This window comes from Filimonas effusa, assembly GCF_004118675.1.
GTDB lineage: Bacteria > Bacteroidota > Bacteroidia > Chitinophagales > Chitinophagaceae > Filimonas > Filimonas effusa.
In genome coordinates, this window is sequence record NZ_SDHZ01000006.1 from 41,524 (window position 1) to 62,836 (window position 21,313).

At 47.0% G+C, this 21,313-nt stretch carries 19 protein-coding genes; 14 read left to right on the forward strand and 5 right to left on the reverse strand.

Annotated features, from left to right (window positions below; all coding sequences use genetic code 11):
• Positions 1–29: 29 nt before the first annotated feature.
• The 6 genes from ESB13_RS23310 to ESB13_RS23335 all read left to right on the forward strand — a co-directional run bounded on the left by ESB13_RS23310 (position 30) and on the right by ESB13_RS23335 (position 6,841).
• Positions 30–1,712, forward strand: a complete 1,683-nt coding sequence (locus ESB13_RS23310; protein WP_129006448.1) for a DEAD/DEAH box helicase — start codon at positions 30–32, stop codon at positions 1,710–1,712.
• A gap of 219 nt (positions 1,713–1,931) precedes the next feature.
• Positions 1,932–2,915: a chorismate mutase gene (locus tag ESB13_RS23315; protein ID WP_407920918.1), complete on the forward strand. Its 984-nt coding sequence runs from the start codon at positions 1,932–1,934 to the stop codon at positions 2,913–2,915.
• A complete protein-coding gene (locus tag ESB13_RS23320; RefSeq protein ID WP_129006451.1) occupies positions 2,915–3,343 on the forward strand; it encodes a transposase in 429 nt (142 codons plus the stop codon). Before ESB13_RS23315 ends, ESB13_RS23320 begins: the two co-directional genes overlap by 1 nt.
• A complete protein-coding gene (aroB, locus tag ESB13_RS23325) occupies positions 3,340–4,365 on the forward strand; it encodes a 3-dehydroquinate synthase (protein WP_129006453.1) in 1,026 nt (341 codons plus the stop codon). The genes ESB13_RS23320 and aroB overlap by 4 nt, the downstream gene beginning before the upstream one ends.
• 5 nt (positions 4,366–4,370) lie before the next feature.
• Positions 4,371–5,681, forward strand: coding sequence for a 3-phosphoshikimate 1-carboxyvinyltransferase (gene aroA, locus ESB13_RS23330; RefSeq protein ID WP_129006455.1), 1,311 nt, complete (start codon positions 4,371–4,373; stop codon positions 5,679–5,681).
• A 155-nt stretch (positions 5,682–5,836) separates the two neighbouring features.
• Positions 5,837–6,841, forward strand: a complete 1,005-nt coding sequence (locus ESB13_RS23335; protein ID WP_129006457.1) for a chorismate synthase — start codon at positions 5,837–5,839, stop codon at positions 6,839–6,841.
• Positions 6,842–7,019: 178 nt separating this feature from the next.
• On the opposite strand, the gene ESB13_RS23340 is transcribed toward ESB13_RS23335, so the two are convergent.
• Positions 7,020–7,688 (reverse strand): M15 family metallopeptidase, encoded by a 669-nt coding sequence (locus ESB13_RS23340; protein WP_164974333.1) that lies wholly within the window; start codon positions 7,686–7,688, stop codon positions 7,020–7,022.
• A 138-nt stretch (positions 7,689–7,826) separates the two neighbouring features.
• Between ESB13_RS23340 and ESB13_RS23345 the strand changes: the two genes are divergently transcribed.
• Entirely contained in the window at positions 7,827–8,228 is a 402-nt protein-coding gene (locus tag ESB13_RS23345; protein WP_164974334.1) for a septal ring lytic transglycosylase RlpA family protein, read from the forward strand.
• A gap of 42 nt (positions 8,229–8,270) precedes the next feature.
• Here ESB13_RS23345 and ESB13_RS23350 read toward each other — a convergent pair whose 3' ends face one another.
• The 3 genes from ESB13_RS23350 to porW all read right to left on the reverse strand — a co-directional run bounded on the left by ESB13_RS23350 (position 8,271) and on the right by porW (position 14,312).
• On the reverse strand, positions 8,271–8,687 hold the full coding sequence (locus tag ESB13_RS23350; protein WP_129006463.1) for an IS110 family transposase: 417 nt from the start codon (positions 8,685–8,687) through the stop codon (positions 8,271–8,273).
• A 235-nt stretch (positions 8,688–8,922) separates the two neighbouring features.
• The gene (locus ESB13_RS23355) at positions 8,923–11,340 is read right to left on the reverse strand and encodes a penicillin-binding protein 1A (RefSeq protein ID WP_129006465.1); all 2,418 of its coding nucleotides are present in this window, start codon (positions 11,338–11,340) and stop codon (positions 8,923–8,925) included.
• Positions 11,341–11,396: 56 nt separating this feature from the next.
• Positions 11,397–14,312 (reverse strand): type IX secretion system periplasmic lipoprotein PorW/SprE, encoded by a 2,916-nt coding sequence (porW, locus tag ESB13_RS23360; protein WP_129006467.1) that lies wholly within the window; start codon positions 14,310–14,312, stop codon positions 11,397–11,399.
• Between the two features lie 228 nt (positions 14,313–14,540).
• Here porW and ESB13_RS23365 point away from each other — a divergent pair, with 228 nt between their 5' ends.
• The 5 genes from ESB13_RS23365 to ESB13_RS23385 are packed head-to-tail and all read left to right on the forward strand — an operon-like array spanning position 14,541 to position 16,593.
• The gene (locus tag ESB13_RS23365; protein WP_246022668.1) at positions 14,541–14,873 is read left to right on the forward strand and encodes a hypothetical protein; all 333 of its coding nucleotides are present in this window, start codon (positions 14,541–14,543) and stop codon (positions 14,871–14,873) included.
• A gap of 14 nt (positions 14,874–14,887) precedes the next feature.
• Positions 14,888–15,322 carry a bactofilin family protein gene (locus ESB13_RS23370; RefSeq protein ID WP_129006471.1) on the forward strand — a complete coding sequence of 145 codons (435 nt, stop codon included), beginning with the start codon at positions 14,888–14,890 and terminating at the stop codon, positions 15,320–15,322.
• Positions 15,294–15,527, forward strand: a complete 234-nt coding sequence (locus tag ESB13_RS23375; RefSeq protein ID WP_129006473.1) for a hypothetical protein — start codon at positions 15,294–15,296, stop codon at positions 15,525–15,527. The genes ESB13_RS23370 and ESB13_RS23375 overlap by 29 nt, the downstream gene beginning before the upstream one ends.
• Positions 15,528–15,566: 39 nt before the next feature.
• Positions 15,567–15,974, forward strand: coding sequence for a hypothetical protein (locus ESB13_RS23380; protein WP_129006475.1), 408 nt, complete (start codon positions 15,567–15,569; stop codon positions 15,972–15,974).
• Positions 15,961–16,593 carry a SprT-like domain-containing protein gene (locus ESB13_RS23385; RefSeq protein ID WP_129006477.1) on the forward strand — a complete coding sequence of 211 codons (633 nt, stop codon included), beginning with the start codon at positions 15,961–15,963 and terminating at the stop codon, positions 16,591–16,593. Before ESB13_RS23380 ends, ESB13_RS23385 begins: the two co-directional genes overlap by 14 nt.
• A 350-nt stretch (positions 16,594–16,943) precedes the next feature.
• Here ESB13_RS23385 and sucC read toward each other — a convergent pair whose 3' ends face one another.
• Complete coding sequence (gene sucC, locus ESB13_RS23390; RefSeq protein WP_129006479.1) at positions 16,944–18,155, reverse strand: ADP-forming succinate--CoA ligase subunit beta; 1,212 nt, start codon at positions 18,153–18,155, stop codon at positions 16,944–16,946.
• Positions 18,156–18,264: 109 nt separating this feature from the next.
• Between sucC and ESB13_RS23395 the strand changes: the two genes are divergently transcribed.
• Together ESB13_RS23395 and ESB13_RS23400 are read left to right on the forward strand one after the other, a co-directional pair.
• Positions 18,265–19,089, forward strand: a complete 825-nt coding sequence (locus tag ESB13_RS23395) for a purine-nucleoside phosphorylase (RefSeq protein ID WP_129006481.1) — start codon at positions 18,265–18,267, stop codon at positions 19,087–19,089.
• A gap of 101 nt (positions 19,090–19,190) precedes the next feature.
• On the forward strand, positions 19,191–21,269 hold the full coding sequence (locus ESB13_RS23400) for a putative porin (protein ID WP_129006483.1): 2,079 nt from the start codon (positions 19,191–19,193) through the stop codon (positions 21,267–21,269).
• Positions 21,270–21,313: the final 44 nt, after the last annotated feature.

The window sequence follows — 21,313 nt, forward strand, 5'->3', positions numbered from 1 at the left end:
GTTACCTTTGCGGCAAATATTAGAAATTCATGACAACATTTGAAGAACTGGGATTGGACGACAGACTGGTAAAGGCTACCGGTGAATTGGGGTTCGTCAATCCCACGGCGATACAGGAAAAGGCTATTCCTGTATTATTAGGGGGCACAAAAGATTTTATAGGGCTTGCACAAACAGGAACAGGAAAAACAGCGGCATTTGGCTTGCCGTTGCTGAATTTAATTGACGTTCAGGCTAGACACCCGCAGGCGTTGGTGGTTTGTCCAACCCGCGAACTGTGTCTGCAGATTGTAAAGGAAATAGAGCTCTTTAAAAAATATATGTCAGGGGTATTTGTAACAGCAGTGTACGGTGGTACGTCCATTGGCCTGCAAATACGCGACCTGAAAAGAGGGGTGCAAATCGTGGTGGCTACGCCCGGAAGGCTTATCGACCTGATTGAACGTAAAGCCATCAACCTGGAACAAATTCAGTACGTAGTACTCGACGAAGCCGATGAAATGCTGAATATGGGCTTCCAGGACGATATTGAATTCATCCTCAAAAACACGCCTCAGCGCGACAGCACATGGTTGTTCAGCGCTACCATGCCACCCGAAATCAAAAAGGTGAGCAAGCGTTATATGACCGAACCGGTCGAAGTGCAGGTGGGTAAAGTAAACACCGGCAACAAAAACATCGACCACCAGTTCTTTGTAGCACCGGCTCAATACCGTTACGAGGCCCTGAAAAGGCTGATCGACTTTAACCCGGGTATCTATGGTATCATCTTTACCCGCACAAAAGCCGACGCCCAGGAGATCTCCGAAAAACTGACGAGGGAAGGGTACGATATCGATGCCCTGCACGGCGATTTAACACAGGCCCAGCGCGATAAGGTAATGTCCCAGTTCCGCGATAAAACCCTGCAGCTACTAATTGCGACTGACGTAGCAGCAAGGGGGATCGACGTTCAGGGTATCACGCACGTCATCAATTTCGAATTACCCGATGATGTGGAAGTGTACACACACCGCAGCGGCCGTACCGGACGGGCAGGCAACACAGGTATCTGTATGAGTATCGTTCATAGCCGTGAACTGTTCAAACTCAAACAGATCGAACGTATCGTCCAGGCACCTTTTCATCGCCTGGAAATACCAACCGGTAAAGATGTATGCCGCAAACAGTTCTTCCATTTCATGGAAAAACTCCTGCAGGCCGATATCAGCCATGGCGACTATGAAACATACGTCCCCATGCTCGAAGAAAAGTTTGCAGACGTTAGCAAGGAAGAAGTGCTCAAACGCGTTGCCGCTATGGAGTTCGACCGCTTCCTCAAATACTACGAAAATGCTGCTGACCTCAATATGAGAACCGAGGACAGAAGAAATCGCAGAGACGGAAGAGAGAACATGCAGCATGGCGCACAAGGCCAGGATAGAAGAAGAAACGAAAGGGGAGAACAGGGCCGCAATTACAACAACAACGGCGACTTTGCCCGTTTGTTTGTAAACCTGGGCACGAAAGACGGCTTTTATAAAGCCTCCTTCCTGCAGTTCATCTTGGATATGAGCGACTTACGCAAAGATGTACTCGGAAGGATCGATATGAAGGAAATGAATACCTGGCTCGAAGTCGACAAACGCGCAGCAGGTCAGATGATCAAAGCTATCGATGGTAAAAACTATAAAGGAAGAAGAATAAGAATGAACGACGCCAACAGTCGTTAAATATAAAAGTGGTTGAATGGTTAGCTGTGTACACGGCAGGCCGGTTTCAAGAACTTTTATATGATAACTGTGCAGGCTGAGTATTTTAATTAACCATTCAACTTAAACTATATGCAAGCAACAAACGCGGCCACAGCAAAAGAAGTGGTACAGCAAAAATGGGGTAAACGCCCTCTGATAATAGCGGGGCCGTGCAGCGCCGAAACCGAAGAACAGGTAATGCAAACCGCTGTAGAATTACAAAAGACCGGTAAAGTAGATATCATGCGCGCAGGTATCTGGAAACCCCGCACCCGTCCCGGCAGCTTCGAAGGTATCGGTACCAAAGGTTTACCCTGGTTACAACAAGCGAAAAAGTTGACAGGTATCCCTGTTGCTATCGAAGTAGCTACCGCCAAACAGGTAGAAGATGCATTGCATTTTGATGTGGATGTGTTATGGATCGGAGCCCGCACTACCGTAAACCCCTTCAGTGTACAGGAAGTGGCCGATGCGCTTCGCGGCGTAGACGTACCGGTTTTAATCAAAAACCCCATCAACCCCGACCTGGAATTGTGGACAGGCGCAGTAGAACGTGTCGCTAAAGCAGGTATTAAGCAAATAGGCCTGATTCACCGCGGCTTCAGCTCCTACGGCAACACAGAGTACCGCAACGCGCCCATGTGGCACCTCGCCATCGAAATGAAGCGCCGGAACCCTGAATTGATGATCATCAACGACCCTTCTCATATCTGTGGTCGTCGCGATATCCTCCAGGACGTAGCCCAGAAAGCTATTGACCTCGACTTCGACGGACTGATCGTTGAAAGTCATGTCGATCCAGATAATGCCTGGAGCGATGCGAAACAACAGGTGACTCCGGCACGCCTGGGCGAAATGCTCGACGCCATCATCTGGAGAAGAGAAGATGTGGCATCCGAAGAATTCCACGCAGCCCTGGAAAAACTGCGCCAGCAGATCAACCAGCTCGACGACGAACTGATGCAGATCCTCGGTCAGCGTATGAAAGTGGCAGAAAAAATAGGCCAGTACAAAAAAGACAACAATATCACCATCCTGCAAACCAACCGCTGGAACGAGATCCTGGAAAGAGCTTTCGCAAGAGGCGATAAACAAGGCCTGAGCAAAGAATTCATCACCAAGTATTTCGATGCCGTGCATATGGAAAGTATCAACCACCAGAACCGCATTATGAACCAGTAATGAATGGTACCAGGGACTTCATATACATTCATGCCTTATGGGCAATAAAAGATGACCAGTCATTGCTTCCTTTGTCTATACGTAAAGTGCTTTTTACGTTTATTCAAAAGGAGGCAGTGGCCAATGGCATCCAGCTGCTGGCCATCAACGGCCCGGCCGATCATGTGCATTGCCTGTTTAAGCTCATGCCCTTCCAGCACGTGTCGGGCATTGTAAAACAGCTGAAAGAAACAACTGCGGAATGGCTCAACAACAATAAACTGCTGCAACATCCCTTCGAATGGGATGAAGCCTTTGCCGTTTACTCCGTAAGCCCAACCACGATCGATAAAGCCACTGATTATATTGTGAAACAGGAACAGTACCATGCCACCAAAACATTGGCGCAGGAACTGGAGGCGTTTGACAAAATGAATGCGCATTTATGACAACAAAGAAACTCAGCTTCTCTGCTCAAACTGTCAGTTACTATTTTGACGCTTCTTTTGATTACCTCGAAAAACTGGTGAAAACAGATAACGCCGTTATCATCACCGATGAGAATATCTTTTCCGCTAATAAAAAGAAGTTTGCGAACTGGCGTACCATCGTACTGCAGCCCGGCGAAGCTTTTAAGATCCAGGCTACCGTCGACAGCATCATTCAACAACTCATAGAACTGGGAGCCGATAGAAAAACAACACTCATCGGTGTTGGTGGCGGCGTGGTTACAGATATCACCGGTTACGTAGCCGGTATCTATATGCGCGGTCTCCAATTCGGTTTTGTTCCCACTACTATATTGGCCATGGTCGACGCTTCCATCGGGGGAAAGAACGGTATCGATGTAGGTATTTATAAGAATATGGTAGGAATGATAAAACAACCCTCATTCCTACTCTACGATTACAGCCTGCTCAAATCTCTCCCTAAAGCAGAATGGATCAACGGTTTCGCCGAGATCATTAAACACGCCAGCATCAAAGATGCAGCCATGTTTAAACTCCTGGAAGAACATAAACTAACTGCTTTCCGGAAAGATAAGCAACTGCTCGATCAGCTTATCCGCAGAAACGCACTATTGAAATCAAAAGTGGTGCAGGAAGATGAGTTCGAACAAGGCGACCGCAAACTGCTCAACTTCGGCCATACGCTCGGGCATGCTATTGAAAACAGCTACGATCTGTCCCATGGTCACGCCGTTGCCCTTGGAATGGTAGTGGCAGCAGGCATCTCCGCCGTTTACACAGGTTATGCCGAAACCAACCGCCTGGTAAAACTCATCAAACAGTATGGCTTACCCGCTTTCGCCGTTTTTGATGCAGAGAAGGCCATGCAGGTCATGCAGTCCGATAAAAAACGCGTGAAGGATCTTATCCATTATGTTTTATTGCAGAAAACAGGTAAGGCTGTGATCATGCCGCTTACAGCGGAACAGATTGCGCCTATTGTTAAAAAATTATCCGTCTAATTGTTATGCAAGTTACTGTACAACCTTCCGATATAGCTGGTGTTATCATTGCTCCCGCGTCAAAAAGCTCGATGCAGCGCGCCTGTGCCGCTGCACTGGTAAGAAAAGGGAAATCCATAATTGGCAATCCCGGTCATTCAAATGATGATAAAGCCGCGCTGGGCGTAATGCAGGCGCTGGGTGCAGTAATAACATCCCATACCGATACAGAGTTGACCATCGAAAGCAACGGCGTTAATGCCGTGAATCCCGAAGTGAATTGCGGTGAAAGCGGGCTCGGCATCAGGATGTTTGCTCCGCTGGTGGCATTGAACAAACAAGCGATGCGTATCGATGGGGAAGGCAGCTTACGTAACAGGCCCATGGATTTCTTCGATGATACTTTGCCAAAGCTGGGCGTGAACATCACATCCAACAACGGTAAATTACCCTTGGGCATCCAGGGACCACTGAAGCCTAAGAACATCGAAATCGATGGCTCTCTCAGCTCTCAGTTCCTCACAGGATTACTGATGGCCTATGCAGCAGCAGAAGCCAGTAATGTAACCATCGTTGTAAACGACCTGAAAAGTAAACCCTATATCGATCTTACCCTGAAAGTAATGGACGATTTCGGGTTACCGCTTCCAATAAATAACAACTACGAGTCTTTCTATTTCCCTGCGGAAGATGCAACCCAAACCAACGAACCGGTGATCTCTTATACCGTAGAAAGCGACTGGAGCGGCGGCGCATTCCTGCTGGTTGCAGGCGCGTTGGCAGGCAAAATAGTAGTAAAAGGTCTCGACCCGTTTTCAACCCAGGCCGATAAAGCGATCCTGCAGGCGCTCATGGATTCCGGCTGCAGCATGTCGGTAGAAGCAAACCAGATAGAAATAGGCCCAACAGCCAAAGGCATAGAAGGACTAAAAGCCTTCCAATTCGATGCCAATGACTGTCCCGACCTGTTTCCGCCACTGGTAGCACTGGCCGCCTATTGCCAGGGAACAACCGTGATCGAAGGCGTACATCGTCTTACACACAAAGAAAGCAACCGCGCACTTACCTTACAGGACGAGTTCGGTAAAATGGGACTGGAAATCGTATTGCAGGATAATCTCATGCTCGTAAAAGGCGGATTGGGTCTACAGGGTGCCAATGTTCACAGCCGTCATGATCACCGCATAGCAATGGCTTGCGCAGTAGCTGCCCTGCGCGCTTCTTCCGAAACCGTGATTGAAGAAGCAGACGCAATCAACAAATCGTATCCCGACTTTTACAGGCACTTGCAGCAACTCGGAGCTTCAGTGAATGTTTCGGAAGCTATGCCTTCTTAGAAACCGGCGGAAGAAACTTGCAATAAATCAGCCTGCAGAAAGTAAAAAGGAAAAAGACCAGTAATAAAACAATCGGTAATTGCTGCTGGTAAATAGGTCGCTGACCAACAAAACATCGATAAATCAGAAGATCATCAAATCTTAAATAAACTGCTATGAACGCATTTGGCCGCCTTTTCAGGGTAAATATTTTCGGAGAATCTCATGGTGAGTCCGTAGGCATCAATATCGATGGTATACCGGCAGGCCTGCCACTTAAGATAGAAGATTTTCTGGCCGATATTGAAAGAAGAAAAGGCGGAACCCAAAAAGGCACTACGCCACGCCAGGAATCAGACCTTCCGATCTTTAAAAGCGGCGTGTTCAACGATACCACTACAGGCGCCCCGCTAACCATCCTGTTCGAAAACAACAACACCCGCTCCGGCGATTACCAGAAACAACGCGCTGTCCCACGCCCCGGCCACGCCGATTTCGTCGCCGGCATAAAATTCGGCGGATTCGAAGATTTCCGTGGTGGCGGGCATTTCAGCGGCCGCCTTACCGTTTGCCTGGTCGCCGCCGGCGTCATAGCAAAAAAGATCCTCGGCAATAACATTTCCGTTAAAGCCTCCATCCTCGAAATAGGTGGCGAACAAGACCTCGATAAAGGCCTCCAAAAAGCAATAGACCAGAAAGATTCTATCGGCGGCATCGTAGAATGCCGCGTAACAGGCCTGCCAGCCGGCATCGGAGAGCCTTTCTTCGATAGCGTGGAATCACAGATAGCCCACGCCGCTTTTGCCATCCCTGCCGTACGCGGTATCGAATTTGGAACAGGTTTCCCGGCAGCACGCATGTTCGGTGCCGAACACAACGATGCTATTGAAGACGCCAGCGGCAAAACCCGTACAAACCATGCCGGCGGCGTAGTAGGAGGTATTACCAATGGAAATGAACTTGTTTTCCGCATCGCCATCAAACCCACAGCCTCTACTCCCAAAGAACAACAAACCTGGAACTGCGAAACCAACGCCATAGAATCTTTCTCCGTAAAAGGAAGACATGATCTCTGCATCGCACTGCGCGTTCCCGTTGTATTGGAAGCAATTACCGCTATGGTACTTACCGATCTGTTGTTATTGGAACAACGGGTTCCCAGGATTTATGTGAAAAACTAACACTCCCTGGCAAACAGGGTTAAAGTAACTTGGCAAAAGGAGCCCGGTATGGGCGGAAGTTCGTGGTGGGCCTGGCAAACAGGCCAAAACTGGCAAACAGACCAAAACTGGCAAACAGACCAAAACTGGCAAACAGACCAAAACTGGCAAACAGACCAAAATTAACTTCGCTAAAAGGCTATTTCAATGATTGATCAGCACGCCGCAGGAAAGCCTCAAACGGCAGGTTTAAAATACCAAAACGGGTAGCCGTATCCGTAGCAGCATTGCCGGTATAAGAATAATGCCACCATTCCGTCGACAAGGCCGTAAACCCATACGCCTGCATCACGGTTCGTAACAGCAATCGGTTGGCGATAACGGCGCTGTCCAGTTGCATATAATCATGATGCGCTTTTTCCGAAAAATCATCGAACCCCGTAGGCATGGCTAATTCCCGTCCGGTAGCCAGGTCGGCCAAGGTCACATCTACGGCAATGCCCCTGTTATGGCCACTTCCTTTGGCCGGGTTGGCTGCATAGCGCTCATCCGGAACAATCTTCCACATCTTCTCCGTTACGGAATAAGGCCGGTAGGCATCGTAAAAAAGCAGCGAAAAACCGCGCTGCCGCAAAGCTGCCTGCACCCTGGCAAGCGCCTTTGCAACCGGCAGTCTTACCAGTACCTCTGGGTTTTGATACAGCACCTGGCCCGTAAAATTCCCGGGCCTGGCATAATACCAGTTGGTAAGAACAGGACTGAAATAATCCTTTACCGCAACCATACGCTGGTTGCTATCCAGGGCTATGGTCGCGGCATAAGAGGCCTGGTTCGAAATAACCTTTAGCCCGTATTTATTTTCCGGCACAGCATTTGGGCGTTGTGCGAAAATGCTTGCCCCCGTAAATAAGAGGCTTGCACCTAGTATGTTTAAAATATGCCTATATTTCATGTCGAACCCGGAGCGGAAATAGCTGTCCGGCCCCTTAAAAATAAATATTTACGGATGAAAATATATACGACATTAATTCTATGCCTGTTGTTTTCTATCCCTGTATGGGCCCAGCTGCAAACAAAGGATACCAGTTCCGAAAAGGTGGCTTATGGCATCGCCAGCTTCTACAGTAAGAACCTCGACAGCACACGTACCGCCACAGGTGAAATCTTCCTCAACAGTAAAATGACAGCTGCCAGTAACCACTTTAAGCTAAATAGCTGGGTGCGCGTTACCAATCTGCGCAATGGCAAATCAGTGATCGTACGCATTAATGACCGCATGCATAAAAGAATGGTCCTGAGAGGCCGTGTGGTCGACCTCAGCAGGTCCGCAGCCGAAAAACTTAATTTTATCAGCTCCGGCCTCGTAAGGGTAAAAGTAGTCTTGGTCCCGCCCGGAACAACGGAATGACGAAACAACGGGTAATGCAATAAAGCGCAAAATCCAGATAACTTAACTTATTAAAAACCAAAGAGGGGCATCTGGTACATAAATGGCATTCAGATCGCCATTTCTAAGGCCACGGGCTATTTTTCGACAGTCTACACGATCTGTCTTCCGCTTACTCTCCTTATCACTACTTGGTACATCTGCGGCATGAATAATCTGGCAATCTATTCCCTTCTGCGTGAAAGAACGCTGTAGCCAATATCCAGAAAAGCCGGATTTATAGGCTACATGATAATTACCACCAGGGTAGTTATGCTGCAAATGTTTAACTAACTGATCTACATTGGGTTCCTGAGTGAAGGTTTTTAATTCAAATTCATCACTGTAGATACTTACTGCCCAGCTTTTGTGGTGAGTATCTATTCCTACGTACAGATTGTGCCCTGCAAAATCCGTAACTTTAATTGCGTTTGAAGTCATGGATTTGAGATTTGTACTTTAAAGCTACTTATTCCCGAAGCCATGATTTTTTATGCAAACATAGGAACTCATAAGTCCGGTACACCCTCTTTTTATTCATATCCCTGATGTACTCGGGTACCCATTTAAGCGATTGTCAGAGGCTATTTTTATTTAGGAGCCAACCTCTTTGTTTTTTGGAACCCTATACCAAAACGGTATGCCTGCATAAGCTATTGCAGGACTGCAACAAGTATTACCTGTTCTTCTTAGGCATCACCGCCTTAGGCCGCTCAGGCACAGTAGCAGGCGGCGCAGCCGGCTTGGGTTTGGCCGGAGCTGGCTTGCTGCTCGTTCCCGAAGGTGAAGTATTATCGTTGTTTTTGAAAGGCTGACTTTCCGGTCCAAGATCCTGTGGCTGCGCATCGGCAGGCGCTACATCGCCATAATCTGCCGAAGAACCGTTACCTACATCCTCTCCCTCTGCGCCCAGCTGCGTAGGCACACTGTTCATCCAGTCGCCGATCACGTCATTGCTCATCATATCAGGCTTCACAAAGCTGGAGCGGGTATCCAGTCCCAGTGATTTATCATTCGATGCCTTATCATAAAAATAGGCCCAGATAGGTAACGCAACAGAAGAACCCTGCCCTATACTGGTACTGTTGAAACGGATAAACCGGTCGTCGCAACCAGTCCATACACCGGCGATCAACTGGGGTGTGTAACCCATGAACCAGGCATCACTATTGTCATTCGTTGTCCCGGTTTTACCGGCAATATCTCCCTGAACATCATAACTCCACATCCTGCGGCCTGTACCATATTTCATGACCCCTTGCATCATGCTGATAACAGAATAAGCAGTGATATCGCTGATCACTTCTTTACGTTGTGGAATGAAAGTCTGAAGCACATTACCGTTGCGGTCTTCAATACGTGTAATATACATCGGTTTCACGTTAAAGCCACGTCCGGGAAACATACTATATGCCTGCATCATCTCAAACAAAGAGATCTCCGCACTACCCAGGGCAATAGAAGGATAAGGCTCTATATTGGTTTGTATGTTACATTCTTTGAGAAAATTCACAAATCGTTTGGCGCCTTCATTGCCCTGCGGTCCCAATTGCTTCATGATATAGGCGGTAGCGCAGTTGCGCGAAAGCGCCAGGGCTTTGGCCATAGGCATCGTTTCGCCGGAACAGGTGGTAGTGGTCGCCGGCACCACGCCAAAGCTGCCAAAATTCTGCTGCTCGTCAACCACCATGGTATTAGGAGTAAAGCCATTGTCTTCAATAGCCAGGCTATACAGCAAAGGCTTCATAGTACTACCTACCTGGCGCTTGGTATTAATGTTAACGTGATCGTATTTGAATGTTTTGAAATCAATACCGCCTACCCATGCTTTTATCTCGCCGCTTAAAGGATCCATAGCCATAAAGCCCGCCTGTAACATCTGCCGGTGGTATTTCAGAGAATCCATCGGCGTCATCACTGTATCGATGCTGCGTGCCGTATTCCAGGCAAACACCTGCATAGGTACCTTGGTGCTGAATGCCTTCTTCAGGTCTTCATCAGATAAACCATCACGCTTGCCGTTTTTCCAGCGGTCGCTTTGCTTCATGGCGGCATCCAGGATATTTTCATGCCCCTTCCATACACTGCCGTTCTTAATATTGCTCTGCGCCGCCAGCAGCTTTTGCATATAGCTGTAATGCTTGGCTACCGCCTCCTCAGCATACTGCTGCATAATAGGGTTGAGGGTGGTATATATCTTAAGACCATCACGGTAAAGATTATAACTCTCTCCGTCAGACTTCTTATGTTCCTTACACCACTTCTTCATGTCTTCGCCCAGTATCATACGGAAATAAGGAGCAATACCAGCGGTCTCATCCATCTTCTTATAGTTCAGCGGTATGGGCTTTTTCTTGTAAGCTTCCGCTTCTCCGGCAGTAAGGAATTTATTACGTACCATCTGGTTGATCACCGTATTACGCCTGTTAAGCGCCCTCGCCGGATTAACCCGTGGATTATAAGTATAAGCCGCTTTTAACATGCCAATGAGTACCGCAGCCTCATCAAGTGTCAAACGGTCTGGCTCTTTCTGAAAGAAAGTTTTCGCAGCATTACGGATCCCATAAACGTTGTCGCCGAAGGCTACCGTATTTAGATAAAGCGTAATGATCTCATCTTTCGTAAAGTTGCGCTCCAGCTTAACGGCAATGATACTTTCCTTGATCTTTTGCAGCGACCTCAGGAATATATTCTTCGTGCTCCAGTTTTGCGTGAACAGGTTTTTGGCCGTTTGCATGGTAATGGTACTGGCGCCACCTTCACTGCCTAACGAAAAAAACGCACGTGCCAGCGAACGCGGATCTATCCCCTTATGATCATAGAAACGCTCATCTTCCGTCGCCACCAGCGCATTGATAACATGTTTGCTGATATCCTTATAAGCAATATTTACACGGTCTTCCAGGTAATATTTACCCATCAAAGTCCCGTCTTCGGCATAAACCTGGCTCGCCTGTGAGGCAGTCGGATTTTCAAGGTCTGAAATCGAAGGCATCTTGCCAAATACACCCCAGTTGGCAAGTAAAAGAACAAGCACTATCAGTCCCAGCCCGATAAAGAATACTCGCCATAATATTTTGACTGATTTTTTCATTTATAGCTACAGTTTTATGCCGGTTTTATAAGGAATATGAATGTTAAGCCACGAATTTAGAACTTTCCCGGTAACGCCTGTTTTAAAAGTTCTTTATAGGCCTCCAGCTCGTTGTCCTGTTTTAACAGCGTAAGGTTCGAAGGACTGATAATACCATATTCATACTTCTCTGGTTTTAACCACGGCAGAATACGGCTGCGGCTGGCAGGACGCGCTTTATCGATATACCCCATTGCCAGAACCGCTTTAGGGAAAGGCCCCATAAGCAGCATTTGAGTGCTGTCGTTAAGCTTATGTACGCCTATATCTATCTTTTCGCTATAGAAATTTTCCCTGTTGAAACGCGAGAACGCATTACGCGCCTCATTCACATATACACCATCTACCTTGTTCAGGAACAGTACAACAAAATGTTCCTCCTCGGGATTGTAGGCAAACTTTTTAACAGTTACAACAGGAATGGTATCCCGCTTCACTTCTATGATGCGGGCAGGAGCAGCCGCAGTTGCCAGCGTATCTCTGATAACCAGCACAGGCTTATTCGGAATCACACTTAAAGCCGCAGCATCCGTTAACAGCGGAATATCCTCATCCGCCCTCGTCACCTGCAGGTTGGTAAGATATTCTTCTATCTCTTTCCGCCGCTTCAGCACATCTATCATAGTAGTCGCCTTTTCTGCAAGCGGCGTGCCGGCATGCGCTTGTTTAAGATCCGTCAAACGCTGAATGGCAGTACTGTCGTCACGCTGCTTGATGTAATAAACAGCTTCTATGTAAAGCAGTTGGGGCGACCAGTTATTCTTACCGCCATACAAACTGTCCGCAAGCTGCTTTTCCTGCTTCGCTTTTTCAAAATTGCCTTCCACGAAAAGATCATACACCCGCTCATAATGTTTGGTGGCGGCATCGGCTTCCTTGGGCGTTTGCTGGTCGCTTTTATTGACCAGTTGTGTCCACTTGCTGTTGGGGAAAGCCCGCTGCATGGCCGTTTTCACCGAATCCTGGCGACGGGTATCTCCCAGCCGGCGATAGCAGTAGTTAAGATTGAACAGCACTTCTTCCTGCATTTTTGTCTCCGGGTAACGGCGAAGCAGTTCGTTATAGGTTTCTATCGCCGTAGGATAATCCTGCAGCTCGCTCTGGAATACCTTGGCATTGGAAAATAGCGCTTGTATGATCTTTTCATCCGAAGCAGCCATCTTCTCCGGGCTTAACGGCAGCTTACCCATTAACGCGTCGAACGATAACGTATCAGTACCCGCAGCAGCAGCGCTGTCTTTTTGCGCTTTCGCGATCTCTTCTGCTACCTGCGCCTGGTTACGTGTCATAGGATCAATAGCCGAACTCCTGCGCCAGTTGTCAACATTCGGACGTTTACCCCAGCGTGTATTGAACTCGGCAACACCGCTCGACTTTAGCGAAGTATTGTTGAAATACCATTCGCTCGCCGAGGCGTTTGTTTCGCTGAACAACGTTGCAGGCGCTACATTACGTACCGCTGTATTTACAAAGTTTTTGTCTTCATCTTTCAAACCCTGCGAACGACGCAGCTTACGCGCTATCTTGCGAACTTCCTCCTCACGCGTTGCGGCCGGCAACGCAGCAAGATGCTGAAGGCTGTCCTGCCGTTGTACGGTCGTTACATTATTGGCAATAGTGGTGAGAGAAGGCTTGCGTTGCTCCACCCGGCTCTGATCTTCGGTCTTCTTAAGCTGACCGTTATCTATACTGTCATACGCGTTGTGTGCCGCTACATAATCTTTCGTGTCGTAGTTAATATCACCAAGCAGCAGGAACGATAAACTGCGCTGCGTTGGATTATTGGTAGCGCTGGCCACACTTTTCCATAAATAGCTTTGAGCATCTTTAGGCCGGTTCAGGTCCATTGCCACCTGGGCCGCAGCATAATAAACCACATCACGATATAGGATATATTTCTCACGCTTCGCAAGTTGTAACAGCTTCGCAAGCTTCTGCTGAAGAAAAACTACATCGCCTTTGTTGGTACTGAGCCGTATGCTGGCTAAGGTAGCATAGGCCTCAAGTACCGGATCGATGGTATGACTGGCGCTCTTAAGAAAATACGAAGATGCCAGGTCTTCATTACGACTGCCCAGCAGGTATAACTGCCCGATAAGATATTCACGCCTTGCACGCTCCTGGCGGCTTCCCGTATGGTCAAGCGTAAAGTTCAACTGTACCGCAGCGCTGTCATAAACCTGCTGCGTATAAAACCAGTAACCCATCACCTCGTGAAGCTCCGGCTGAAGACGTTCGGGAAAATGCGGGTCAGCTTTTAATATCTCTAACAATCCCGCGGCTTCATTAATGGCGCCGGATTCTATATAAGTCCGCGCCAGCCATAACAAACCGCTGTTCCGGCTCGGATGATGAGTTGTAACCTTTTGCCAGGCATTCCTCCGCTCATCGGTGGCGATCGTAAATTCTCCGTTGGTATTACTCACATTGCTGCCTATCGGGATATCATACCCATCGTCTTTGGGAGCAAAAGCATAGTTGATATAACGAAACACATGCGTGGCCGAATCAAAGTTTTTACGTAACAGGTAAGCCTTGCCCAGCAGCAGGTACATATCATCGATCCAGTCGTTATTCAGGTTATGAAGTAATATGCCCGCTGTGCATTTATAAATAATACTGTCCAGTTCATTGGTCTCCCGCGAGGTAACGTTGAGATCGTAATTGTAATAGGGGAGAAGCTGGGTATAATCATTCACCGCCGATTGACGGGCCTTGTCAAGAACTCCGTTGAATTTGGTATTGGCATTGAAAAAGTAGTTATAGTGCGTTACCATATTCTGATAAATATGGCGCGAAGTATTGAACTTCTTGTCCTCTGTCTTTTCAGCACCCAGCCTCCGGTTCTCGTACTTTTCAGGTTTGTCCAGCGCAATGCTCGAACCACGCTGCGCTTTGGCTGGCGCATAACACAGGTTCAGCAGAAATAACACAGGTATAAAATGTAAAAACGGCCTTTTTAATAACATGTGAATGATACACTTGAACATATAACCGCAAAATCGGTGAAATTATTATAAAAATACACTTATTTTCCCGCCGCGTTAAGCAAATAACCCCGTTATTAGTATCTTTAAATTCTACGCGCAACAGAACGAATGGCCAAGATCGAAACACAAACCACTTTACGGCGGCTAAGAAATCGCTATCGCTTAGTGGTCATGAATGATGACACATATGAAGAGGTAGTAACATTTAAACTGTCACGCATGAGCGTATATATAGGATTAAGTGTTATATTTGTTTTGTTAGTCGGCCTTACTACAGCATTATTGGTATTAACTCCTTTAAAGTATTACATACCAGGCTATGGTAGCAGGCAAGGACGCACCGAACTACAGGTTTTGAAAATAAGGACGGACTCACTGGAAAGGTCTATAAGGTTAAAAGATCAGTACCTCGATAATATTAAAAAGGTACTTTCAGGTAATACATCTGTACCCCGAGACACGAATGCGATAAACGTACCCAAGACAGAAATTTCAAACGATTAAAAAACTGAAATCTTATGTTTTCCCCCAAAAGCAAGACCGAAGAAGTAACAGTAGCTTCCGGAAAAACCAGCATGATCGGTTCAGGAATGACCATTCAGGGCGAAATTAACAGTCAAAGCGACATTCGTATCGATGGTAAAATGGTAGGAAACGTGCATTGCAGCGCCAGGGTACTGGTAGGTGTAGATGGCGAAGTAGAAGGAAATATCTATGCACAGCAGGTAGATATTACCGGTAAAGTAACAGGTAACATCCACGTGAAAGAACAGGCTAACCTGCGTAATAACGCAGTAATAGCAGGTGATATCGTCGCGGGTAAATTATCTATCGAACCCACCGTTAATTTCAACGGCAAATGCAGTATGCCGGGTAAAAACACCACCAACGGCTCTCAGGTGGTAGAACTTATAGCAGAAAAACATGAAAGAAAAGTCGCCCTTGCCGAATAACAGCGGCAACAGGCTTTTATGGTTATATCTTGGTTTCGCTTTCCAGGCGCTGATAAGCCTGGGACTGGCCGTGTATGCAGGTATCTGGCTCGATAAACACATAAAACCGGGTTTCCCCCTATTGGTTTGGGTATTACCTTTGGCGATCATTATCAGTTTGATCGTTAAAGCAATTAAAGACACAAACCGCAGAGGCAAAAACTGATAAGTTGTTAGGATTAACGGCTTCTGCGTCAGATTTTATATGAACAGATTACAATTACGCAACACGTTCCTGCCTTTACTGGCTATCTTCTTATTGGTGAATATCGTTTGCATCAGCTCGGCCGCTAAACTCGCAGCTAATAAAATTGATGCCGCCGTGGTACAGGTAGCCAACGTGCTGCTCTTTGCAGTAGCTTTTATAAGCAGCCTCATGCATTATCGCGCATTGAAAAGTGCAAACCCCCACGCTTTTGTCAGAAGTGTAATGGGTGCTACCGTGCTCAAATTATTTACCCTGGCAGGTGCAGTCCTCATCTACGTTTACATAAAAGGACCCGCTAAAAATGTTCCCGGTATCATAGTTGGTATGGTCCTCTATATTCTTTATAGCATTGTCGAAGTTGCCGGAGCGCTCCGGGCGAACAAGGAAAAACATGGCAGCCACTGAGCATCCAATGCACGCATTGGCAGATTTTCTGCCGGAAGGAAGTTTCGATCAGGTCCTCCATTATATCCATCGGTATAAGGTGCACTTAACCGTTACCCGGGCCCGCAAAACAGTGCTGGGCGATTACCGCCATGCCACCCATGGCAAAAATCACCGCATCAGCATCAATGGTAACCTCAACAAATATGAGTTCCTTATCACCTTGTTGCATGAACTCGCTCATCTCCTGACCTTCGAGCAGTTCAGCAACAGGGTCGACCCGCATGGAAAAGAATGGAAACATATCTATGGTACCCTGCTGGCCGATTTCGTTCGCCTGAAATTATTCCCTCCCGACATCGAAGCCGCCCTGCGTACTTCTATCATGAACCCCGCCGCTACAGCTAACGGCGAAATAGACCTGTTACTCGTACTTCGCCGCTATAATCCCAATCAGAAGAACGGTTTCCAGCCACTCGAAAGCCTCCCCACCGGCACCATTTTCCAGACCGAGAACGGACGTATCTTTCAGAAAGGAGAAAAGCGCCGCAAAAGATACATGTGCCTCGAGATAAAAACAGGCCACCTCTACACATTCAGCCCCATCAGCGAAGTAAAAGCCCTCGAATCAGGCAAATAAGCCCTCTTGCAGAAAACCGCTGCATAATCCGCGAAGTTGCATAAAAGCCCGCCCGCCCTCCGGAAAACTGCATGAAAGTCTCGCCAAACTTCAATCAACTTCAAGCCGGTGATATATCGGCTTGAGGTTGCGTAACAATGTTGCTTTGCTACTGCTAAAGCCTGTATAGCCAGTCTTACAAGGAAGAAGCGGTAGAATAGGAATTTCTGGTAAGAAATATGGAACATTGGCTGGCATCAATGCATGCCAAATAAAAAGGGCTGGTTTACACCAGCCCCATATGGTAAGGGAACGATCAGCTCCCTATGGTTCACTTTTTTAAAGCGCAAAGCTTCATGCTGCCATTGTTCTTAAGCAATTGCTTTCTTAACTAATTCAGCAGCTTCGCTCAGCTGAATAGCAGAGAGCACTTTCAGACCACTTTCGTCGATCAGCTTTTTAGCTTCAGCGGCGTTGGTACCCTGTAAACGAACGATGATAGGAATGTTGATGTTGCCCAGTTTGTTGTAAGCTTCGATAACACCTGCAGCAACGCGGTCGCAACGTACAATACCACCAAAGATGTTGATCAGAATAGCTTTTACATTCGGATCTTTCATGATAATACGGAAACCTGCTTCCACAGTTTGCGCATTAGCGGTACCACCTACGTCCAGGAAGTTGGCAGGATCACCACCGCTTAATTTGATCATATCCATAGTAGCCATAGCCAAACCAGCACCGTTCACCATGCAACCTACGTTACCGTCAAGTTTAACATAGTTCAGGTTGTACTGACCAGCTTCTACTTCAGTAGGATCTTCTTCAGTAACGTCGCGTAAGGCAGCTACGTCGTTATGACGCATCAGCGCGTTTTCATCAACACTCATTTTACAGTCTACTGCAATGATTTTTTCATCGGCAGTCTTGAATAATGGGTTGATTTCCAGCATAGCACAATCAATACCGATGTAAGCATTGTAAAGGTTGGTTACAAATTTTACACAGTTCTTCATTGCTTCGCCGCTAAGACCTAAGTTGAAGGCAATTTTACGGGCCTGGAATCCTTGAAGCGGGCCGGAAGGATGAACCCATTCTTTAAAGATTTTTTCAGGAGTTTTGTGTGCCACTTCTTCAATGTCCATACCACCTTCAGTGCTATACATGATAACATTCTGGCCTTTGGAGCGATCTAAAAGAATGGACAGATAGAATTCTTTTACTGGGTTGGGACCCGGGTAGTAAACATCTTGTGCTACAAGCACTTTGCTTACTTTCTTGCCTGCGGGTCCTGTCTGAACCGTGACAAGCGTACCACCAAGGATTGTCTTGGCAATAGTAGTAACATCTTCTAAACTCTTGGCTACTTTCACTCCGTTCTGTTCTGTACCGGCTATTTTGCCCTTACCCCTACCACCTGCGTGGATCTGAGCCTTGATAACGGCAAAATTGTTGTTGGTTTGCGTCTTGATCTGGCGATACGCTTCTTCAGCGGCCATAACGGTATCGACTGCAATGCCTTCCTGTACGGGAACATTGTATTTCCTTAATAATTCCTTTGCCTGGTATTCATGCAAGTTCATACAGTAAAAAATTTGCTTGCGAAGATAGGGTAATTTTATATTTGCTTTCCTAACAGAAGTCATGTACTGACATAGAAGATATCATATTCACTATCAGAAATATTACACAATGGCAACACAACTTATGCAGCAATTATCCGAAACAGTAAACTACATCCAAACCCAATATGCTGCGAAGCCTGTTGTTGGTATTGTCCTCGGTAGTGGCCTCGGCAACCTTACAGCCGAAATGACTGTTGAAAAGGAAATTCCTTACGACAAGATACCGCATTTTCCGGTAAGTACCGTAAAAGGTCATAGCGGTAAACTCATCTTCGGCGAAATAAGCGGTAAAAAGGTCTTGGTGATGGCAGGCCGTTTTCACTTTTACGAAGGATATACTCCTTTACAGGTAACTTTCCCTGTAAGGGTAATGAAAGCGCTTGGCGTAGAAACGCTGCTGCTCTCTAACGCCGCAGGCTCCGTGAATCCGGGTTTCAAAGTGGGCGATCTCATGCTCATCAACGACCATATCAGCTTTTTCGTTCCCAACCCGCTCCTCGGCAAAAACGAAGACGAACTCGGAACACGCTTCCCCGATATGAGCGAACCCTATAGTAAAACGCTGATAGCGAAGGCTAAAGAAATAGGACAACAACTTAATTACGACCTTAAGGAAGGCGTTTATACAGGCGTTACCGGCCCTACCTTCGAAACAAGAGCCGAATACAAACTCATCCTCGCCATCGGCGGCGATGCCGTAGGTATGAGCACCGTACAGGAAAATATCGTCGCAATACACGCCGGAATGCAGGTCTTCGCAGTCAGCGTCATCACCGACCTGGGCATCAGGGACGACGAAAACGTCATCACCCACGAAGAAGTGCTGGCTGCCGCCAAAGAAGCAGAACCCAAATTAACCCGCCTCTTTAAAGAACTTATTGCAGCCATCTAAACTGCAATAAGCCGCCCCCGGAGGTAAGTATTTTATCAGGTAGTACGATAATAACATTATTATCATTTCCTTTGCAGCATTCCTATTTACTTTGCACAACTATGTCATATCGCAGTCTGTTCAGTTTTCTCTGTTGTTTGATTATCACAGTGGTAATGGGACAGACTGTGAATGCGCAGGTGTTGAATCCCACCAACATGGGAACAGTAGGCAGGGATACCGCTAATTTCACGTACGACAGCCAGGGACGGCCAATGCGGAAAAACAAAGGCGCCGACTCCCTCCAGCACCGCGACCCCCTGGAAGATTCTATTACCATCTCTTTCCGCTTTTTCGATTCCACCAGGGTCCGCAAACTCGACTCGTCGCTGAACGACTTTACTACACGCCTTCCATTACCTTATTATTACCAGGACATCGGCAACTTCGGCGCAGCTTCACGCTCGCTTATCTTTAAGCCGCTGATGAAACCAGGCTTCGACGCAGGCTTTCATGCCTTCGATATCTATCAGCTTAAAGTAGAAGATACCCGCTTTTACCAGACAACCCGGCCCTATACCGAGCTCGGTTATCTGCTCGGAAGCAAAAGCGAACAGTTCATTAACGTTACCCATACGCAGAACAGGGGACCTAATCTCAACTTCGCTTTCGATATCCGCCTCATCACCAGTCAGGGAAACTTTAAAAACCAGGGAACCAACCACAGCAGTTCACGGTTTAATTTATGGCGCCAGAGTAAAAACAAACGCTACACTTCCTACCTGATATACATATCCAATAGCATTGAAGCTGCTGAGAACGGAGGTTTACAACACGATAGCTCTATCGACACACTGGCAAAACAAACGATTTCCGACCCTATCCTTCTCGACGTACGCCTCGGTAACTCGGGTACCACACGGCGTTCCAGCGGCATGTTCGGTGGCGGCGGTGAAAGGTTTATCGCTTATTCAGCCTATTCCAATAAAACCATCTTGTACCGCCATATGTACGACCTGGGCCAGAAAGACTCACTCGTCACAGACTCTTCCATCGTAAGACTGTTTTACCCGCGCATAAGGTTGCAGCATACGCTTACCTATAATACCTCCGCTTATACCTACCGCGATAGCCGCCCCGAACCAGCCAACTACCTCAATTACTTCAATATGCTGGTGACTTCCGACGTTATCCAGTATAAGGATACCTGGAAAGATCTTACCAACGAGTTCGCAGTGATATCGTTCCCCGAAAAAAACAACCTTAACCAGTTCCTGAAACTGGGCGCCGGCTACCAGATGCTCAAAGGCGAATTCCTGTATTATAACGGCGATACTACTTTCGGCGATAACTTCAATAACGTATACCTTACAGGCGAATACCGCAACCGTACCCGTAACCAGCGCTGGGACCTGGAAGCCAATGGTAAGTTATATGCAACCGGCCCCTATAGCGGCGACTATTCCGCCCTCATCAGCCTGAAAGGTGTATTGAAACAAAATAAAGGTGCATTACAAATAGGCTTCCAGAACGTGAACCGGAGCCCTTCTTTTGTTTATGAAAACCGTTCTGCCTTCCCATCTCTTGCCGCCAGCGGGTTCGGAAAAGAGAACATCACACGCCTGTTTGCAAATATCGATATCGCCGCCCTGCAGTTGAAATTATATGGTAACTACTACCTCGTTACAAACTATACTTATTTCGACAGCTTCCTTACCGCGAAACAACAATCGGCGCTGTTCAACGTGCTGCATATAGGCGCCGAAAAAAGGTTTAAACTATCCCGTTTCTGGAACTGGTATTCCGAAGTGCATTTGCAGCAGAAAACGGGTAGCGCTCCCGTAAATATGCCCCTCATCCTTACACGGAACAGGCTGGTATTTGAAGGCAACTTCTACAAAAATCTCTTCGTAGCTACAGGGCTTGAATTAAGATACTACTTAAAATACAAAGCCGATAATTACTCGCCTTTTACAGGACAGTTCTTTTATCAGGACCAGCAAACGATTTCCAATAGGCCTGATATGAACCTGTTTCTGCATTTCCGCATAAAAAGCTTTAAAGGCTTTGTTCGCCTCGAAAACGTGAATACGTTGAATACAGACGGTTTTTCATTCTCCAAATACAACTTTGCTGCGCCTAATTATGCAACCCGCCCTCTATGGACGCATATCGGCATTTGGTGGAGTTTCGTTAATTAGCATTTCCTAAACGGCTTCGCTTTCGCTGAATGTCTTATTTTCAA

Coding starts and splice junctions, on each gene's coding strand:
- ESB13_RS23310 (WP_129006448.1), top strand. CDS start 30: ATGACAACATTTGAAGAACTGGGATTGGACGACAGACTGGTAAAGGCT.
- ESB13_RS23315 (WP_407920918.1), top strand. CDS start 1,932: ATGCAAACCGCTGTAGAATTACAAAAGACCGGTAAAGTAGATATCATG.
- ESB13_RS23320 (WP_129006451.1), top strand. CDS start 2,915: ATGAATGGTACCAGGGACTTCATATACATTCATGCCTTATGGGCAATA.
- aroB (WP_129006453.1), top strand. CDS start 3,340: ATGACAACAAAGAAACTCAGCTTCTCTGCTCAAACTGTCAGTTACTAT.
- aroA (WP_129006455.1), top strand. CDS start 4,371: ATGCAAGTTACTGTACAACCTTCCGATATAGCTGGTGTTATCATTGCT.
- ESB13_RS23335 (WP_129006457.1), top strand. CDS start 5,837: ATGAACGCATTTGGCCGCCTTTTCAGGGTAAATATTTTCGGAGAATCT.
- ESB13_RS23345 (WP_164974334.1), top strand. CDS start 7,827: ATGAAAATATATACGACATTAATTCTATGCCTGTTGTTTTCTATCCCT.
- ESB13_RS23350 (WP_129006463.1), bottom strand. CDS start 8,687: ATGACTTCAAACGCAATTAAAGTTACGGATTTTGCAGGGCACAATCTG.
- ESB13_RS23355 (WP_129006465.1), bottom strand. CDS start 11,340: ATGAAAAAATCAGTCAAAATATTATGGCGAGTATTCTTTATCGGGCTG.
- ESB13_RS23365 (WP_246022668.1), top strand. CDS start 14,541: ATGAATGATGACACATATGAAGAGGTAGTAACATTTAAACTGTCACGC.
- ESB13_RS23370 (WP_129006471.1), top strand. CDS start 14,888: ATGTTTTCCCCCAAAAGCAAGACCGAAGAAGTAACAGTAGCTTCCGGA.
- ESB13_RS23375 (WP_129006473.1), top strand. CDS start 15,294: ATGAAAGAAAAGTCGCCCTTGCCGAATAACAGCGGCAACAGGCTTTTA.
- ESB13_RS23380 (WP_129006475.1), top strand. CDS start 15,567: ATGAACAGATTACAATTACGCAACACGTTCCTGCCTTTACTGGCTATC.
- ESB13_RS23385 (WP_129006477.1), top strand. CDS start 15,961: ATGGCAGCCACTGAGCATCCAATGCACGCATTGGCAGATTTTCTGCCG.
- sucC (WP_129006479.1), bottom strand. CDS start 18,155: ATGAACTTGCATGAATACCAGGCAAAGGAATTATTAAGGAAATACAAT.
- ESB13_RS23395 (WP_129006481.1), top strand. CDS start 18,265: ATGGCAACACAACTTATGCAGCAATTATCCGAAACAGTAAACTACATC.
- ESB13_RS23400 (WP_129006483.1), top strand. CDS start 19,191: ATGTCATATCGCAGTCTGTTCAGTTTTCTCTGTTGTTTGATTATCACA.